An 18,240-nucleotide genomic window follows, 5' to 3' on the forward strand; every position below is an offset into this window, starting at 1 on the left:
TGTGGAAAATAAACGCATGAAACTTTTTATCACCGGAATAGGAACCGATGTCGGTAAAACCATCGCCTCCGCCATCATTACCGAAGCCTTAGAAGCCGATTACTGGAAACCCGTACAAGCTGGCGATTTGGACTATTCCGATTCCCATAAAATTAAAAAGTACCTTTCGAACTCGAAAACCACGATTTTTGAAAATGCTTTCGCATTAAATACGCCAGCAAGTCCTCATTTGGCAGCCGAATTGGATGGAATTGCCATCGATTTAAAAAAAATAAAAGAGCCGAAAACTAAAAACCATTTGGTGGTGGAAGGTGCCGGTGGTGTTTTTGTTCCGCTCAACGAAAAAGAGTGTGTAATCGATTTAATCCAACCTGATTACAAAGTGATAGTAGTTTCAAGGCATTATTTGGGTAGTATCAATCATACTTTGTTGACGGTTGAAGCACTTCAAAGTCGTAAATTGACTATTGCCGGAATTATTTTCAACGGCGATGAAAATTCGTCTTCAGAAAATATCATCCTATCAAAAACCGGTTTAAAAATGTTGGGAAGAATTGAAAACGAACCTTATTTCGATACCAATGTCATTCGTTATTACGCCGATAAATTCAAAAAAACACTTCTTGAGTTAGACAACTCATAATTTATAACTCAAAATTTAAAATGAATCTTTCCGAAAGAGATATACAACACAACTGGCATCCGTACACTCAACACAAAACGGCCGCTCCGCACATCGCCATTACCAAAGGAGAAGGGGCTTTGCTTTGGGATGAAAATGGAAAAGAATACATCGACGCTATTGCTTCCTGGTGGGTGAATCCGTACGGGCATTCCAATAAAGTTATTGCCGATGCGATTTACAAACAGCTCACCACGTTAGAACACGTTTTATTTGGTGGTTTTACGCACGAACCTGCTGTTTTGGTAGCAGAACGTTTGATAAAACTGTTGCCGTCCAATCAAAAAAAACTATTTTATTCCGATAACGGTTCGACCGCGGTGGAAATCGCCGTAAAAGTGGCTTTGCAGTATTTTTACAACAAAGGCGAAAAACGAACCAAGATTATTGCGTTTGAAAATGCTTTTCACGGTGATACGTTTGCAGCGATGGCAGCAAGCGGCATTTCTTTTTTTACGGAAGCTTTTAAAGGTTCTTTGCTGGAAGTAGTTCGCATTCCGGTGCCTACAAAAGGAAATGAAGAAGCAAGTTTCAAAGCCTTGGAAAATCTTCTAAAAACTAACGAATTTGCAGGTTTCATCTTCGAACCATTGGTACAAGGTGCCGCCGGAATGGTGATGTACGAAGCTTCCGAATTGGACAAATTACTACTGCTTTGTAAACAACATAACGTTTTTACCATAGCCGACGAAGTCATGACCGGTTTCGGTAAAACAGGGAAAAATTTCGCTTGCGATTATCTGACGCAGCAACCTGATATGATGTGTTTGTCGAAAGCCTTAACCGGAGGAACCATCCCGATGGCGATTACGACTTTTACTCAGGAACTATTCGATGGTTTTTACGATGATGACGTCAATAAAGCGTTATTTCACGGACATACATTTACCGCCAACCCAACAGGATGTGCGGCAGCATTGGCAAGCATGCAGTTGTTGGAATCTGATGCAATGCAGAGCAACATCCGTAGAATTCATCAAAATCATTTGCGTTTTGAAGCGAAATTGAAAGAGCATCCTCGGGTTGTAACGACACGGGTTTTAGGTGTAATTTTAGCGTTGGAAATCAAACAGGAAGGTAACCACGACTATTACGGAAATTTTCGCAACAAATTGTACAATTTCTTCATTGGAAAAGGGATTATTCTACGCCCAGTCGGAAACATTGTTTATGTGTTGCCGCCTTATGTGATTTCAGATGCGCAATTGGAAAAAATCTACCAAACTATAGAAGAAGCATTGCAAGAATGCTAACTTTGTAAAAAAATAAACCATTGAAACCGATTGCCATTACCGCCTTAGCGTCTTTTTCTCCTTTAGGAAACCAACCAGATGCTATTTGGGCTGAGTATCTGAAACCAACCACACAAATTATCAACCGAATTATTGGCGGAAAGACGGTGCCCGTTGCTGCAATTTCGGATGTTTTGCGAGCGGAAGTTTTAGTTTTAAGACAATCGGATCATAAATACAAATTCCTGGACAACTCCGTTTTATACGCGATGTTGGCTTCTAGAGCTGCGATTCGTCAGGCTGGTTGGAATCAAAACGATGTATTCGGTATCAATATCGGTTCTTCTCGCGGAGCAACAGAGCTTTTTGAGAATTACCACGAAGAATTTATAACAACAGGTAAAACGGCTACTTTAGCTTCTCCCACGACCACAATGGGGAATATTTCCTCTTGGGTCGCACACGATTTGAAGGCTTCAGGACCGGAGATTTCACATTCGATAACGTGTTCGACGGCGCTTCATGCCTTGCTGAATGGCGTAGCATGGCTGCGTTCGGGGATGGTAGATAAGTTTTTGGTGGGGGGCAGTGAAGCGTCATTAACACCTTTTACTATTGCACAAATGCAGGCTTTGAAGATTTATTCGAAAGAAGAAGGGGAATATCCTTGTCGCGCTTTCGATTTGAATAAAGAAAAAAACACGATGGTGTTGGGTGAAGGAGCCGGTGTCTTATGCATGCAAACCGAATCTTCCGAAAAAGCGCTAGCTTACATTGAGGGTGTTGGTTACGCAACCGATATTTTGGAACACGGTATTTCGATTTCTACGGAAGCGGAATGTTTTCAAAAATCGATGACAATGGCGATGGGCAAGTTTTCTACTGAAGATATTGATGGGATTGTGATGCACGCGCCTGGAACCATCAAAGGCGATTTATCGGAATACAAGGCGATTCAAAAACTTTTTGGCGATAAACTGCCGTTACTAACAACCAACAAATGGAAGCTTGGCCATACGTTTGGCGCTTCCGGAATTTTGAGTGTGGAGCTAGCTGTGATGATGCTGCAACACCAGCAATTTGTTGGAGTTCCTTTTGTGGAAACTTCCAATAATGATGTGCCACTTCGCAAAATTTTAGTAAATGCGGTTGGGTTTGGTGGTAATGCTGTAACAGTCTTGGTTTCCGTATAGTTTTTTGTGTCTTTTTTTCTGAAAAATAAAATGGACACAGATTTGGTGTCTTTTTTGAAAATATATTTTTTGAACACAAAAAACGTGTCCAAAAAAAAATTACATTATTTAGACACAAGTGTTACTGGTTTTGCGAAGCTTCTAAATCAGTAAGTTTTTCAAAAATCAGATTGCTTTCCCAGCCCTTACGGAGTAAAAAATCGCAAAATTTCTTTTTCTTCTTCTGACTGTTTTTTTCGGTAATACTGTTCCAGTGTTTTTCGGCTAATTCGTGAAAATTTGAATAATAAGTCTCGCTAGGAATTTCTTTTAAAGCCGTGTCGATGTTGTATTTGGAGATGTTTCGGAATTTGAGTTCGTTCACAATTCTGATTTTGCCCCATTTTTTGATGTTGTGTTTGCCTCTAGCGAAACTTTGGGCAAAGCGCTCTTCGTTCAAAAAGTTATTTTCGATGAGATGTACTACAATATTGTCAATAACTTGGGGGATCATCTTCATTTCTTTAAGTTTTTCAACTACCTCATAATGACAACGTTCCTGATAACTGCAATAGTATTCCAGTTTTTTTGTGGCCTCTTCTACTGTGTAGATTTTCAATGAGTTAGTGTTCATAACTTAACATTAATTTAATCGCCGATGATTGAAAAATTGTTAAAAAGTTGTACCTTTGTCGCCCGTTTTTTTCTGAAGTGGTAGAAAACGGGGTATAAATATAAGAAATTTCACAAAAAACACCCAAATTCGTATGAAATTTAAATTACTTATTTTATCATTATTATTCTCAGTTGTTGGCTGGGGACAGGCAACTGATTTGTTTATTTCTGAATATGTTGAAGGTTCAGGGAATGAAAAGTATATTGAGATTTATAACGGAACAGGGGTTTCGGTTAATCTTTCTGATTATAGATTAAGATTGTATGCAAATGGAGCTGGAGCACCTACTAATGATGTTTTGTTAGCTGGAACTTTAGCTGATGGTCAAGTTATTGTTTATAAGAATTCAGGATCTACCCTTTTTGCAGGGATTAACAATGCGGCAGTGAATTTTAATGGTGATGATGCACTTGCATTATTTAAAATATCAACAAATGCTAATGTTGATATTTTTGGAAGAATTGGGAATGACCCTGGAACAGCATGGACTGGGACTGGATATTCAACCTTAGATAGGACATTAAGGAGAAAAACCAATGTATGTGGAGGGATAACAGTGAATCCTTCAGGTACTGGCGCAGGTGCTTTTGTAACACTTACGACAGAATGGGATGTTTTTAGTATTGATACTGTTTCAGATCTTGGAATCCATTCTGCGACTTGTGGAAGTGTAACGCCACCAAACATTGTTTTAAATTCATCCAATCCAGCTGTAGGAAATTCAAACATTACACAAGCCACAACAAATAATGTTATTTATGCTTTTAATTTATCGATTACTCTGGCTGATGCAACATTAAATAATGTAGTTTTCAACACATCGGGTTCCTATGCAGCATCCAATATCACTAACTTTAAATTGTGGTATTCTGCGGATGCAACGTTTAATAGCGGGACAGATACAACATTAGATAATGAAACAGCCACATTAGGGCCAGGGTCGCATACTTTTACAGGTTTTACCAGAACAATTAATAACGGAACTACGGGTTATTTTTTCATCACAACAGATATTCCTTGCGCCGCTACGGTTGGGAATGACTTAACTGTGAGTGCAATTGCCACGGCTGATTTAACTTTTGTTTCAGGGAATAAATCAGGAACAGCTTTTGCTAGTGGAACTCATACATTTGTTGGAGCAACGCCAAATAATGTTACGGGGGCAGCTACTGCTACCTGTCAGAACGGTGAAACTACCGTAAACTGGACAACACCAACGGGATGTAGTGATAATGTGCTGGTTTTTGTAAGTACGACACCTTTCACAGCTGCAGTGCCTACAGGAAACGGAGGTGCTTATACCGCGAATACGGTTTTTGGTTCAGGAACTGCGTTTGATGGTGGATTTACCGTATATAAAGGAACCGGAACTAGTGTTACAGTTACAGGTTTAACAAACGGAACAACATATTATTACAAAATATTTACCCGCAATGGCTTAATATGGTCTAATGGAGTAACGGTTAACTGTACACCAACAATGGTATATTGTGCCTCTGGTGCGACAAATAGTATTGATTCCGAAATAGAGAATGTAACATTGGTTGGAGAAACCACAACAATCTCAAACAATACTGCTAATGTTTGTACAACGGGCGTGAATAATTACACAGCCATGAGTGCCGATTTAGAGGTTGGCGGTTCGTATACTTTATCTGTAGAATTTGGAGATTGTAACGGAGGACCTCAATACGATGGGGCTGGTGGTGTTTGGATTGACTGGAATAACGACGGTGATTTTAATGATGCCAACGAAACTATCGGAACAGCTGCTGTTGCAGTATCCGGTGGGAATGTTATTCAGGATTTTACAGTGAGTGTGCCGGCTGGACAACCATTAGGTTTATATAGAATGAGAATTGTTCAGGAAGAAGGAGGAAGCTCAGGTTCAATTTCGCCGTGTGGGACTTTTACCTATGGTTCAACTGAAGATTATACTGTTGAAGTGGTGGTTTCTTGTACACCCACAACTTCCGTATCTTCAATTGCGCCAACTTCAGGACCGGTGGGAACTGTTGTAACGATTAATGGTAGTGGATTTACAACTGCTACTTCCGTTAGTTTTGGGGCGTATTCTGCTGCTTTTACCTTGGTTTCGAATTCAGTTATTGAGGCTACTGTTCCTGCTAATGCTACAACAGGGAACATAACAATTCTGGATGCAGGTGGATGCGATTTGTCGTATTCTTCTTTTACAGTTATTACAGATGATAATTCCTCATGTGAAGGAACAGCCGTGACAACAGATTTGATTATATATGACATACACGATGAATATACAGGTTCTGGTGGATTCATTACAATTTATAATGGTACAGGAGCTACAGTTGATTTAACTAACTATAGTGTTTGGAGAGCCGGAACTTATGGAGGCGCTTACAGTGATTATGCTAATTTGACGGGAACAATTGCTTCTGGAGCTTTAGGGATATTAAAAGTTTCTCCTGCTAGTTGCGGACCTGCATCTACAAATGGAACTATTGATAACGGTTTTAACGAAGATGATGGGATTCAATTAAGAAATGCAGCAGGAACAGTTGTAATTGACGATGTTCACACCTATGTTACTGACAAAGGATATTATATGGTTAGAAACGCAGGAGCATTGAGTGCTAGAACTACTTATGTTGCTGCAGATTGGAGTATAACTCCTTTAGGTCCTGGTGTTTGTGAACCAAGTGCAGGATTGGTTTTACCGCCTAGTAATGGAGATAGCCCTTCTGTTACCCTTAACCCTGTAGATGTAAATATTGGATGTCCTTCTAATTCGGCTACGTTAACCGTGTCGGGTACTGAGGGTGTTGCTGGTGGTCTAACCTTAGTATATCAATGGTATGTAAATGTGCCAGGAAATGCAGGATGGACAGCAGTATCTAATGGAGGTGTTTATAGTGGAGCTACTTCTACTGCTTTGAATATTTCATCGACAAGCGGATTGAATAACCATCAATATTATTGTCAAATCAGAGAAAATACAGCTACTTGTTTTACAGCTACTGAAGCGGCGATTATTAAAGACGGAGCTACAGTTTGGAATGGAACAGTTTGGTCTAACGGAGTTCCGGATGCAACCAAAACAGCAACCATTAATGGAAATTATGACACTGCAACGCACGGAGATTTCTCATGTTGTAGTTTGGTAGTAAACCCAACGTTCAGATTAGATATTCGTGCGAATGATTATGTAGAGATTCAGTATAATTTAACGGTAAACGGTACATTGCACGTATGGGATGACGGTTCTTTGGTTCAGGTTGACGATTCAGGGGTAAACACCGGAAACATTTCCTACGAAAGAATTACCACAGGTAATAACTTGGATTACGTATATTGGTCATCACCAGTTAATGGCGCAACTACACCAGCTACAGGTTTGATTTACCGTTGGGATCCGGTTTTTGCCAATCCTAATACGGGTTGGGGCTTCTGGATTTTAGCCAGAAATACAGCTATGGCACCAGGTGTTGGCTATATCATGCGTAATATTTTCAACAGAACGTTTACGGGAGTGCCTCGTAACGGAGTGGTTCAGCCAACCATCGCAAGAGCAAATTACACAGGAACAGATTTTATCGGTACCAATGGCGTTACCATTACCAATAAAGATGACAACTGGAATTTAGTTGGAAATCCGTATCCGTCTGCAATTAATGTGTTAGATTTCTTGAATTTGAACGCCAATATTGAAGGGTCTGTTCGCGTTTGGACACATGGAACATCACCTGCGACTTCAATTGGTGATCCGGTTTATAATAACTATGTTTTCAACTATACTGTTGATGATTATATCGTGTATAACGGAACCGGAACAGTTAGTGGTCCATTAGGATTTAACGGATTTATCGCAGCGGGTCAGAGTTTTATGGTAAACATGAACGATGGTATAGCTGCATCTGAAACGGTTACATTCAACAACTCGTTACGTAACATTTCGCACAATAACGAGCAGTTTTACAGACAGACTGCAAATGCATCAAAAAGTACTCAAGGAACAATTGAACACCACAGAATTTGGTTGGATTTGGCCAATACTAATAACAATTCAACAAGAACTTTGGTAGGTTATGTATCCAATGCAACTTATGAAAAAGACAGATTGTATGATGCGGTGACCAACGCTCTAGGTAACGGAATGGCGATTTTCTCCACGATCAACAACGAAAGAATGTCGATTCAGGGTAGAGCATTACCGTTTGACAATCAAGACCGTGTTCCGGTAGGGATTAAAGTGCCGGCTGCCGGTACGTACTCGATCGGATTAAGCGCTTTAGACGGATTGTTTGCGGAAGGGCAGGCTATTTATCTTGAAGATTTACAGTTGAACATCATCCACGATTTGAAAGCGAACCCGTACTTCTTCACCCTGGAGACAGCAGGTTTTGTAAACAATCGTTTTGTATTGCGTTACACGAACCAAACACTGGACAATGAAGAAATTGAAAATAGTGTGGCTGCCGTAAACATTTATGCCAACGAAGGAATCAATGTTGTTTCTACTAAAGAGATGATTCAATCCGTTGCGGTTTATGATGTTTTAGGTCGTTTGGTGGCAGAAAAGAAAAATGTAGCAGCAACAAGTACAGTTCTTACTTCTGTTGCCATTTCTAAATCGGCTTATATTGTAAAAGTGATTTTAGAGAATGGTGTTGAAGTAACGAAAAAGATACTTTACTAAGAAATATCAGAATAATTTTAAAAAAGCGTCAGGATGAGTTTCTGACGCTTTTTTATTTTTATTTTTTTAACACAAATCATTGTGAAATTGTTAGAAATAAAATAATATTGCAGGAACTAACTAAAACTAAAAATGAAAAAAATCCTGCTGATTGCCTTAGTGCAATTAACAGCGGTTTCTCTATGTGCTCAGGAGAAATCGTTTTGGACAGCCACCCAACTGTCTCCAAATCAAAAAAAGGAGAAACTGCTACTAAAAGAATTCCCAAAAGCATTCAAAACCTTTGCTTTAAATTCTAAGTCTTTACAAGAGTATGTATTAAAAAACGCATCTCGTAATAGCCAAGCAACCACCACACTAAGCATTCCTAATGAAACGGGAAATCTGGAAATTTTCAAAATAACGGAAGCTTCCGTGATGGAGCCTGAATTGCAAGCGCAATTTCCAAATATTCGTTCGTATTCTGGCGTAAGTGTTGCGAATCCGACTACGACAATCCGTTTTAGTATGTCGGATGAAAAAGGGTTTAGCGCAATCATTAGAACTGCCGATAAGGGAACAACGATTATTGACCCACTTGTACAAGATAATTCTCAATACATTGTTTTTAACCGAAAGGATGCTACGCGCGAATTGCCATTTTTGTGTTCAACAGAAGAAGCTGAAATTACCGAGCAAGTACTTCAAAGAGGCATTTTAAACAATGCGGACGATTCTCAGTTGCGTCGTTCCCGTTTGGCAATGTCATGTACGGGAGAATATACAGCATTTCACGGCGGAACTGTTGCAGGAGCCATGGCTGCCATCAATGCGACAGTCACTCGTGTTAATGGGGTTTTTGAAAATGATTTTAATGTCCGTTTAATCCTTATCGGAACCAATGTCAATGTGGTGTATACCAATGCAGGAACAGACCCTTATTCGGATGCTGCTGCCGGCTCAGGTGGCGCCTGGAATGCCGAATTGCAAAACACCTTAACCTCAGTTATCGGAGAAGCCAATTATGATGTCGGACACCTTTTCGGTGCATCGGGTGGTGGTGGGAATGCGGGCTGTATTGGCTGCGTTTGCGTTAACGGACAAAAAGGAAGTGGTTATACCTCGCCGGCTGACGGAATTCCTCAAGGCGATTTTTTCGATATCGATTATGTGGCGCATGAATTGGGACATCAGTTTGGAGCCAACCACACCTTTACCCATTCCACACAAGTTGCTGTAGCGCAATTAGAACCCGGAAGCGGAAGTACCATTATGGGCTATGCCGGAATTACCGGAGCAACCGATGTACAGGCACATAGTGATGCTTATTTTCATGCAATAAGTATTCAGCAGGTTACCAACAATATTAAAGGAAAAGCCTGTCCAACCTTGATTGCTACAGGAAATGCGGTGCCTACTGCCAACGCGGGAGCCGATAAAACCTTCCCCATCGGAACAGCTTTTAAACTAACCGGAATCGGTACAGATGCAGACGGATTGGCTTCGTTAACCTATTGCTGGGAACAGATGGATATTGGTGATGCTACTACGACTTATCCAAACACTACTAAAACGGCAGGGCCAAACTTTCGCTCGTTTACACCTTCTTCAAGCCCGATGCGTCGTTTTCCTAATTTAACGGATCACGTTGCTAATGGTGTAGGAGGGAACATGTGGGAAATTGTACCTGGCGTTGACCGAACACTGAATTTTAGATTTACGGTACGCGACAATCGTGCCGGAGGTGCTTGTAATGAAAGTGATAACATGACCGTGTTTTTTGACAATGCTTATGGGCCATTTTCGGTAACGTCTCAGGCTACTTCTGGAATTAGCTGGGCTATCGGAAGTACACAAACGATTAACTGGTTGGTAAACAATACAACAGCATTGACAGGTTCTGCGAACGTTAATATTTTGCTTTCTGTAGATGGTGGCTTGACCTTCCCCATCACTTTGTTGTCAAATACACCAAATGATGGCTCGCAAAGTATTACGGTTCCTGATTTGCTTTCAACCAATTGCCGTTTGCTAATTGAACCAACGGGTAATGATTATTATGCGATTAACACCATGCCTTTTGCTATTGGCTATTCAATTACGACTACTTGCAACAATTACACTTATAATACGGCTTTTGCGATTCCGGATAACAATGCTGCTTATACCGTGAGAGCAATTAATGTGCCGACTACAGCAGCGATTTCCGATGTGAATTTGCGAGTGAACTTAAATCACACTTACGTTTCTGACTTACAAGTTGCTTTGCTGGATCCATCGGCTTCCAATCAAATAGATGTTTTTAATCGTAGTTGTGGTGCTAATGACAACATGAACGTCCTTTTTGATGATCAGGGAATAGCCATGGTATGTGCTTCTCCAATTAATGGAACGTATTTGCCGGCTCAGGCATTATCGGTCTATAATGGAATGAATCCGCAGGGGAACTGGCTGATTGGTATTCGCGATTTAGGAGTAGCCGATACAGGTACTGTTAATTCCTATACTTTAACCATCTGCTCACAAAGTTTTACAGAACTACCGGTGGTTTGCGGAGCATTATCTTCAACTTGGAATGGGTCATCATGGTCTAACGGTGTACCGAGCAAGAATACTGCGGCGGTCATTAACGGAAATTATTCGACGTTGAGTAACGGGAATTTGACATGTTGTAGTTTGACAATCAACAATGCTGCAACCGTATTGGTTGGTAATAATTCAAATATTACCATTGTAAATGATTTGACCGTGAATGTAGGCGGGACATTAGATGTTGCCAATACAGGATCTTTGGTTATGGTAAACAATGCCGGTACGGTTATCAATAACGGAACTACCTTGATTCGTAAAATATCGGCTTCATCCGATCGCTACGATTATACTTTTTGGTCATCGCCAGTGGCAAATAGTACTATTGGTAGTGCTTTGTCGGCTTGGCAGCAAAGTAATGTATTCCGTTTGAACGCGGCTAATTTCAGAGATGACAACAACGATTCGCATGACGACAATGGTGATGCCTGGATATTCACGCCACAAGCCCATACAATGCAATCAGGGCTTGGTTATGCGGCCATGATAAATTCATCCGGTGTTTTTCCACGTCAGGAGAATGTAGTTTTTAATGGAAGCGTAAACAATGGGATTGTCAACATTCCGGTAACGTTAAGTTTAGACAATACAAAAAATAATGATGATTTTAATTTAATCGGGAATCCGTATCCATCGGCAATTTTTGCAGACGATTTTATTGTGGCTAATGTCGGAATTATATCGGGAACTCTTTATTTTTGGACGCATGTTGGTAATATAAGCGGTTCATCATACAGCGCAAATGATTTTGCGTATTATAATTTGTCGGGAGGTACTGCTACTTCTGCTACAGGAACCGGAAATACTTCTCAACCAACAAGATATATTGCATCCGGCCAGGGGTTTGAAGTTGACGCTTCGGCAAATGGTAATGTGGTGTTCAATAATGCCATGCGAAGTGCATCCTATGCTAATACAAATTTTTACAGAACCTCGAGTACTGTATCAGAGTCTAAGAACAGATTGTGGTTGAATATGACAGATGGAGGGCAGGCGTTTAGTCAGCAGTTGGTTGGTTTCTTCCCAGAAGCGACTCAAGGTGTAGATTATGGCTATGACGGAGAATATACAAGAACCAATACTTCGGCAGCTTTTTATTCAATGATAGATGCCGGACAATTCAAAATTCAAGGAAGAGGAGCTTTTGACGAAAATGATGTGGTTCCTTTGGGATACCGCTCAGAGCTTAATACGAACTATACAATAGCCATAGCAGCTTTGGAAGGCGTTTTTGAATATCAATCCGTTTATCTGGAAGATTTAACTTTGAATGTAGTTCACGATTTAAAGCAATCCGATTACAACTTTTCAACTCAGACCGGAACATTCAACAGTCGTTTCTTGCTTCGTTTTACCAATCAAACCTTAAGCAATCCGGATATTGAGGATAATGCAAACACGGTGCAGGTTTACACCAACAACGGAATCCAGGTTACGTCTGCTGAAAATGGGATTCAATCGGTTTCCGTTTATGACTTATTAGGTCGTTTAGTGATTGAAAAAAATAATGTAGCAGCCACAAGTGTGGTTGTTAGTAATATTGCAATTTCGAAATCAACTTATATTGTGAGAGTTGTATTAGAGAATGGCGCTGAAGTAAGTAAAAAAGTAATTTACTAGTAAAAAAAATTTAAAGTTAAAGCCTCGAGTTTTCGAGGCTTTTCTTTTTGCTAAATATTCTTATGCGTCTGTACAATCGCCTGTTCGTTTTTGTAATCAATCCACGATTGGCCTTTCCAGCGGCGCATCAAACCGTCGAAATGGCGCATTACGAAAACATTGTAAGCTGCTTTGGATAAATTACCGATTCGTCTCGGAAAAGCCCGTAAACTCATTGAAAAACCGGGAGTGAGATACTTCATATAGTGCCAATAGCCTTCCGGCATGTACAACATTTCCCCGTGATTTAAATTACAGATGAAACCTTTGGCGTGTTGCAAGGCCGGCCATTTTTCAAAATCGGGGTTGTCGAAATCGATGTCTTCTCTGGAAATTAAAGCATGCGGTACTTTGTATAAATATTTCGTCTGATTTGGAGCAAACAAAACACATTGTTTTTTTCCGTGGAAGTGAAAATGCAGAATATTCGAATAATCGATGTCATAATGCATGAACACTTTCGAATTCTCACCGCCAAAGAAAAGCATCGGTAACTGTTTAACCAATCGCAAACCAATATCAGGCCATTTGAAATCGTGTTTCAATTGCGGCACCTGATTCATCAAGTTGTATAGAAAGATACGGTAATTGGTGGGTTTGGATTGTAACAAGTCGATGTAATCGCTCATCTTCATTTCGGCATGGGCTTCGTTGAAACCATCTTTGTGCGAAACCGGTCGGTCGTCATACAGCGGAACCGTTTTCTCGCCGGCAATTTCTTTAATGTAGTTTAATTTCCACTTGTCGTAAGCTGGCCAGTCTTTCGTTAATTCTTCGATAACTACCGGACGTTGCTTTTTTACGTAGTGGTTGTAAAAATCCGCTTTGGAAATGGTTTTTACGCGTTCGATTTCGGTCAATTGTAACTTCATGAATGGCGATTAAAATTGATTACAAAAAAAATGCTCTCAGAAAGATGACTGAGAGCAAAGTTATGAAAGCTTAACGTTATCGTAAATATAATTTATCCTACAGAAATGTTAAAATTAACAGCATTCTTTTCCTTTGGCTTGTGCTTCCAGGTTTCTTTCGATGCTGTGGCCTGGACGCGACCATTTTGGTTTTTCGCCCAATGCCTCAAATTGAGAATCTGATGCTTCCACGGTTTCCGGCTGCATTTTCTTAATGAATGGTTTCTGAGGATTTAAGCCTAACATTTCAAACATTTTCATGTCTTCGTTTACATCCGGATTCGGAGTTGTTAGTAATTTGTCTCCGGCGAAAATCGAATTCGCTCCGGCAAAGAAACACATTGCTTGTCCTTCTCTTGACATTTGCGTTCTTCCAGCAGACAAACGTACTTGCGTTTCCGGCATTACGATTCTGGTTGTGGCTACCATACGAATCATTTCCCAGATTTCAACTGGTTTTTCGTCTTCCATTGGCGTTCCTTCTACCGCAACCAAAGCATTAATCGGCACTGATTCCGGTTGTGGATTCAAAGTCGATAAAGCTACCAACATGCCTGCGCGGTCTTCGATGCTTTCACCCATTCCGATGATTCCGCCGCTACAAACGGTAACATTCGTTTTGCGTACGTTTTCGATGGTTTGCAAACGGTCTTCAAAACCTCTTGTGGAAATCACTTCTTTATAATATTCTTCGGAAGTGTCTAAATTGTGGTTGTAAGCGTACAATCCGGCTTCGGCTAAACGGGCAGCTTGGTTCTCGGTTAGCATTCCTAAGGTACAACAAACTTCCATGTCTAATTTGTTGATGGTGCGAACCATTTCTAAAACCTGATCAAATTCTGGTCCATCTTTTACGTTTCTCCAGGCAGCACCCATACAAACGCGGGAAGAACCGCTGGATTTTGCACGCAAAGCTTGAGCTTTTACCTGAGAAACTGACATCAAATCATTGCCTTCTACGCCGGTATGATAACGGGCAGCCTGAGGGCAATATCCGCAATCTTCCGGGCAACCGCCAGTTTTAATTGATAATAAAGTGGAAACCTGAACCACATTCGGGTCGTGGTTTACTCTATGGATAGATGCTGCTTCGAAAAGCAAATCCATTAAAGGTTTGTTGTATATCGCGATGATTTCTTCCTTGGTCCAGTTGTGTCTTGTTGGTATACTCATGCTTCATTAGTTTGTTCGGTTCAAAAATAGGGAATTAGTAATGAAGTAAAAAATTTAAGTTGTGAAGTGTTGTAAACAAAAAAACCTCTCATTGCTGAGAGGTTTTGTACCGCGGGTGGGAATCGAACCCACACACCTAAGTACACGAGTTTGAGTCGTGCGCGTCTACCAATTCCGCCACCGCGGCATACAGTATCTTGTGAATTGTGGGTACAAATGTAACTAAAAATTCGAGATATAATCAAAAAATAAAAGAAAAAATTGCTTTCAGAGTTGAATTTAATTTCTAAATTTGCACCGCGTTAAGCAACACAACACTCAACTAACTACACCCGAGGCATTTACATATATGAAGCTTTAGAAGATTTTTAAAGCCGAACTGTATGGAGCGCAGCGGAATAATAACAACGAATTAAGATGTCGTACATGGAACCGGAAGCAAAAATTTTTGCATGTTCACAAAGTACCTATCTTGCTGAGAAGATTGCAAAGCACTACGGTGTGGAGCTGGGCAAGGTAACGTTCTCAAAATATAGTGACGGGGAGTTTCAACCGTCTTTTGAAGAGTCAATCCGTGGATTGCGCGTTTTTTTAGTGTGTTCGACTTTTCCAAGTGCCGATAATTTAATGGAACTTCTGTTAATGATCGACGCTGCGAAAAGAGCTTCAGCCAGACACATTACCGCGGTAATTCCTTATTTCGGATGGGCACGTCAGGACAGAAAAGACAAACCGAGAGTTCCGATAGGAGCCAAATTGGTAGCCAAACTATTGGAATCCGCAGGAGCAACCCGAATCATGACGATGGATTTACACGCCGATCAGATTCAGGGGTTCTTCGAAAAACCGGTAGACCATTTGTTTGCTTCAACGATTTTCTTGCCGTATGTAAGAAGTCTGAATTTGGAAAACCTAACGATTGCATCACCGGATATGGGCGGTTCGAAAAGAGCCTATGCATATTCGAAGTTTTTAGAATCCGATGTAGTAATCTGTTACAAGCAGCGTAAAGCAGCAAATGTAATCGATACGATGGAGTTGATCGGAGACGTACGCGGACGTAATGTGATTTTGGTAGACGATATGATCGACACCGGAGGAACCTTGGCTAAAGCGGCTGATATGATGATGGAGCGAGGCGCTTTGAGTGTACGTGCGATTTGTACTCACGCGATTTTATCGGGCGGGGCTTATGAAAAAATTGAGAATTCTCAAATTCAGGAATTAATTGTAACTGATTCGATTCCGTTGAAAAAAGAGACATCTAAAATAAAAGTTGTATCTTGCGCGCCATTATTTGCAGAAGTAATGCACATGGTACAAAACAACAACTCGATTAGCGGGAAGTTTTTAATGTAGAATTTTATTAATTATTTAAATATTTCACTATGAAATCAATTACGATCAAAGGATCTGAAAGAGAAAGCGTGGGCAAATCGGCAACGAAAGCGGCACGTAATGCTGGAATGGTTCCTTGCGTGTTATACGGAGGAGATCAACCAGTACACTTTATTGCAGAAGAGAAAAGCTTTAAAGGTTTAGTTTACACTCCAAACGTACACACTGTTGCAGTTGAATTGGCAGGTGGAAAAAACTACGAGGCTATCCTTCAGGATATCCAGTTTGACCCAGTTTCAGACAAAATTTTACACATCGACTTCTACCAGTTAGATCCTAAAAAGGAAATCACTATGGAAGTTCCTGTAAAAGTTATCGGTAACTCTAAAGGAGTTATGGCTGGTGGTGTTTTACGTTTAAACCAACGTAAATTAAAAGTAAGAGCTTTACCAGCAAACTTACCTGACTTCGTAGAAGCAGACATCACTGAGTTAGAAATGGGTAACAAATTGTACATCACAAAAATCCCTACTAACAACTTCAAATTGTTACAACCGGACAATACAGTTATCTGTCAGGTGAAGATTTCTCGTGCGGCGATGAAAGCTGCTCAGGAAGCTGCAAAAGCAGAAAAAGGAGCAAAAGGAAAGAAAAAATAATTTTCAATCCCATCCATATCAAAGAGTCCCGGTTTTTATCGGGACTTTTTTTATTCTTATTTTAAGCGATTGGTTTAGGATTTATCAGTGATGGCAATTCCCGCTGTTCGTTAAATCTTTTTGGAGACTTCGAGAGCCTCAGCCTCCAAAAAGGATACCACTACCATCGGGGCTATTTAGCCATCGGTTTTTACTTTTTGTAAACATTTTCAAAGTTCCAAATTAGTGAATTTTCAAATTATTGTATTTTTGCGCTATGAAATGGCTTTCAAGCATCTTCAAAAAAGAAAATTCCCAACAAAACAGTAACGACGTGAGTAAAAAATTCTTAATAGTAGGTCTAGGTAATATCGGTGAGGAATATGTGAACACGCGTCACAACATCGGCTTTAAAATCTTAGATCATCTGGCGAAAAAGGAAGGCCTTAATTTTGAAACTGCAAAACTAGGTTCGGTTGCGGAATACAAAGTGAAAGGGCGTACTCTAATCCTTCTTAAACCCAATACTTACATGAATTTGAGCGGTAAGGCGGTTCAATACTGGATGGAAAAGGAAAAAATCGCCAAAGAAAACGTTTTAGTTATCACCGATGATTTGAACTTACCTTTCGGAACTCTTCGTATTAAACCTAAAGGCAGCGATGGCGGTCACAATGGCTTAAAAAACATTCAGCTGGTTCTAAATTCAGCCGATTATCCGCGTTTCCGTTTTGGTATTAGCGACGATTTCAAAAAAGGCAGACAAGTCGACTACGTATTAGGGGATTGGGATGAAGAGGAAAAAACAAAGCTTCCGGAACGCATGGATGTAGCAATTTCGGCAATTAATTCTCTCGCTTTGGCTGGGCTAGGAAATACTATGAGTGAATTTAATGGTAAATAATGGTCTGTTTTTTGCTATATTTATTAAAACTTAGTTTATGAGATATTTTTTTATTTTGCCCTTAACTGTTCTTTTCAGTTATTGCAAGTGTACTCAGCCTTCTGCTAATCTAAAAAAAGAAGGAACTAATACAACTGAATTGGTGGTTTCTCAATTGGTTTCTTCTTGTCCTGATGATGGTAAATGTACTTTACGTATTGAAAACAATAAAGAGTTAGTTCTAAAAACAGATGGTATCGGAAAATTACGTTATGAACTAATAGATAATTTTAATACCTCTGTCGTGGTTTTTGAATATAAAAGAGATGTTCCCGAAGGAGTACAGGATGGGTCTTATAGGGAAATGGTTATTTTTGAAATCAACAATACATCCACCGCTCTTAAATTAACTAATAGTGAATTAAAAACAACAAAAATGTTGTTTGGAAGATTTTGTTATTGTAAGGGCTATACCGGTCTTTATTTTGTAAAAGAAGGTACTTTTGATTTGGTTAAGAGTAACGATGTGTTAGATTTTAATTTGCAGTTTACAATTACTGAAGTCCCGCAAATAATTAATAGTATTCAAACTAAAAATAGATAAATAAAAACGCCCCATTTGGGGCGTTTAAA

General features: G+C 40.0%; 12 protein-coding genes and 1 tRNA gene. 9 read left to right on the plus strand and 4 right to left on the minus strand.

Features of this window, described 5'->3' with window-relative positions; all coding sequences use genetic code 11:
• Positions 1 to 16 precede the first annotated feature (16 nt).
• Genes bioD through RUH60_RS02175 form a run of 3 tightly spaced genes read left to right on the plus strand, consistent with a single transcriptional unit; the run spans position 17 to position 3,107 of the window.
• Positions 17 to 643 (plus strand): dethiobiotin synthase, encoded by a 627-nt coding sequence (gene bioD, locus RUH60_RS02165; protein WP_313804743.1) that lies wholly within the window; start codon positions 17 to 19, stop codon positions 641 to 643.
• A gap of 20 nt (positions 644 to 663) precedes the next feature.
• Positions 664 to 1,935, plus strand: a complete 1,272-nt coding sequence (gene bioA / locus RUH60_RS02170) for an adenosylmethionine--8-amino-7-oxononanoate transaminase (RefSeq protein ID WP_313804746.1) — start codon at positions 664 to 666, stop codon at positions 1,933 to 1,935.
• Positions 1,936 to 1,955: 20 nt separating this feature from the next.
• Positions 1,956 to 3,107, plus strand: coding sequence for a beta-ketoacyl synthase N-terminal-like domain-containing protein (locus RUH60_RS02175; RefSeq protein ID WP_313804749.1), 1,152 nt, complete (start codon positions 1,956 to 1,958; stop codon positions 3,105 to 3,107).
• A 121-nt stretch (positions 3,108 to 3,228) separates the two neighbouring features.
• Here the strand turns inward: RUH60_RS02175 and RUH60_RS02180 are convergent, their stop codons facing one another.
• A complete protein-coding gene (locus RUH60_RS02180; protein WP_313804751.1) occupies positions 3,229 to 3,720 on the minus strand; it encodes a regulatory protein RecX in 492 nt (163 codons plus the stop codon).
• A 133-nt stretch (positions 3,721 to 3,853) separates the two neighbouring features.
• On the opposite strand from RUH60_RS02180, the gene RUH60_RS02185 reads away from it, so the two are divergent.
• A complete protein-coding gene (locus RUH60_RS02185; protein WP_313804754.1) occupies positions 3,854 to 8,437 on the plus strand; it encodes a lamin tail domain-containing protein in 4,584 nt (1,527 codons plus the stop codon).
• Positions 8,438 to 8,569: 132 nt separating this feature from the next.
• Positions 8,570 to 12,625: a reprolysin-like metallopeptidase gene (locus RUH60_RS02190; RefSeq protein ID WP_313804757.1), complete on the plus strand. Its 4,056-nt coding sequence runs from the start codon at positions 8,570 to 8,572 to the stop codon at positions 12,623 to 12,625.
• A gap of 50 nt (positions 12,626 to 12,675) precedes the next feature.
• On the opposite strand, the gene RUH60_RS02195 is transcribed toward RUH60_RS02190, so the two are convergent.
• The 3 genes from RUH60_RS02195 to RUH60_RS02205 all read right to left on the minus strand — a co-directional run bounded on the left by RUH60_RS02195 (position 12,676) and on the right by RUH60_RS02205 (position 14,935).
• Positions 12,676 to 13,536 (minus strand): cupin-like domain-containing protein, encoded by an 861-nt coding sequence (locus RUH60_RS02195; RefSeq protein WP_313804760.1) that lies wholly within the window; start codon positions 13,534 to 13,536, stop codon positions 12,676 to 12,678.
• 114 nt (positions 13,537 to 13,650) lie between these two features.
• Positions 13,651 to 14,748: a biotin synthase BioB gene (gene bioB, locus RUH60_RS02200; RefSeq protein WP_313804763.1), complete on the minus strand. Its 1,098-nt coding sequence runs from the start codon at positions 14,746 to 14,748 to the stop codon at positions 13,651 to 13,653.
• A 107-nt stretch (positions 14,749 to 14,855) separates the two neighbouring features.
• Positions 14,856 to 14,935: transfer RNA gene (locus RUH60_RS02205), tRNA-Leu, on the minus strand.
• A gap of 230 nt (positions 14,936 to 15,165) precedes the next feature.
• Between RUH60_RS02205 and RUH60_RS02210 the strand changes: the two genes are divergently transcribed.
• The 4 genes from RUH60_RS02210 to RUH60_RS02225 all read left to right on the plus strand — a co-directional run bounded on the left by RUH60_RS02210 (position 15,166) and on the right by RUH60_RS02225 (position 18,211).
• Complete coding sequence (locus RUH60_RS02210) at positions 15,166 to 16,107, plus strand: ribose-phosphate pyrophosphokinase (protein WP_313804766.1); 942 nt, start codon at positions 15,166 to 15,168, stop codon at positions 16,105 to 16,107.
• Between the two features lie 29 nt (positions 16,108 to 16,136).
• Positions 16,137 to 16,745, plus strand: coding sequence for a 50S ribosomal protein L25/general stress protein Ctc (locus tag RUH60_RS02215; protein ID WP_313804770.1), 609 nt, complete (start codon positions 16,137 to 16,139; stop codon positions 16,743 to 16,745).
• Positions 16,746 to 17,001: 256 nt separating this feature from the next.
• Positions 17,002 to 17,628 (plus strand): aminoacyl-tRNA hydrolase, encoded by a 627-nt coding sequence (gene pth, locus RUH60_RS02220; RefSeq protein WP_313804773.1) that lies wholly within the window; start codon positions 17,002 to 17,004, stop codon positions 17,626 to 17,628.
• A 37-nt stretch (positions 17,629 to 17,665) separates the two neighbouring features.
• Positions 17,666 to 18,211: a hypothetical protein gene (locus tag RUH60_RS02225; protein ID WP_313804776.1), complete on the plus strand. Its 546-nt coding sequence runs from the start codon at positions 17,666 to 17,668 to the stop codon at positions 18,209 to 18,211.
• The last annotated feature ends 29 nt before the right edge of the window (positions 18,212 to 18,240 follow it).

The organism is Flavobacterium sp. (assembly GCF_032153895.1).
Lineage (GTDB): Bacteria > Bacteroidota > Bacteroidia > Flavobacteriales > Flavobacteriaceae > Flavobacterium.

What these genes read in the sequence shown, in the direction of transcription:
- RUH60_RS02225 (WP_313804776.1), top strand. Translation starts at nt 17,666, where the DNA reads ATGAGATATTTTTTTATTTTGCCCTTAACTGTTCTTTTCAGTTATTGC.
- RUH60_RS02185 (WP_313804754.1), top strand. Translation starts at nt 3,854, where the DNA reads ATGAAATTTAAATTACTTATTTTATCATTATTATTCTCAGTTGTTGGC.
- RUH60_RS02210 (WP_313804766.1), top strand. Translation starts at nt 15,166, where the DNA reads ATGTCGTACATGGAACCGGAAGCAAAAATTTTTGCATGTTCACAAAGT.
- bioA (WP_313804746.1), top strand. Translation starts at nt 664, where the DNA reads ATGAATCTTTCCGAAAGAGATATACAACACAACTGGCATCCGTACACT.
- pth (WP_313804773.1), top strand. Translation starts at nt 17,002, where the DNA reads ATGAAATGGCTTTCAAGCATCTTCAAAAAAGAAAATTCCCAACAAAAC.
- RUH60_RS02215 (WP_313804770.1), top strand. Translation starts at nt 16,137, where the DNA reads ATGAAATCAATTACGATCAAAGGATCTGAAAGAGAAAGCGTGGGCAAA.
- bioB (WP_313804763.1), bottom strand. Translation starts at nt 14,748, where the DNA reads ATGAGTATACCAACAAGACACAACTGGACCAAGGAAGAAATCATCGCG.
- RUH60_RS02195 (WP_313804760.1), bottom strand. Translation starts at nt 13,536, where the DNA reads ATGAAGTTACAATTGACCGAAATCGAACGCGTAAAAACCATTTCCAAA.
- bioD (WP_313804743.1), top strand. Translation starts at nt 17, where the DNA reads ATGAAACTTTTTATCACCGGAATAGGAACCGATGTCGGTAAAACCATC.
- RUH60_RS02190 (WP_313804757.1), top strand. Translation starts at nt 8,570, where the DNA reads ATGAAAAAAATCCTGCTGATTGCCTTAGTGCAATTAACAGCGGTTTCT.
- RUH60_RS02180 (WP_313804751.1), bottom strand. Translation starts at nt 3,720, where the DNA reads ATGAACACTAACTCATTGAAAATCTACACAGTAGAAGAGGCCACAAAA.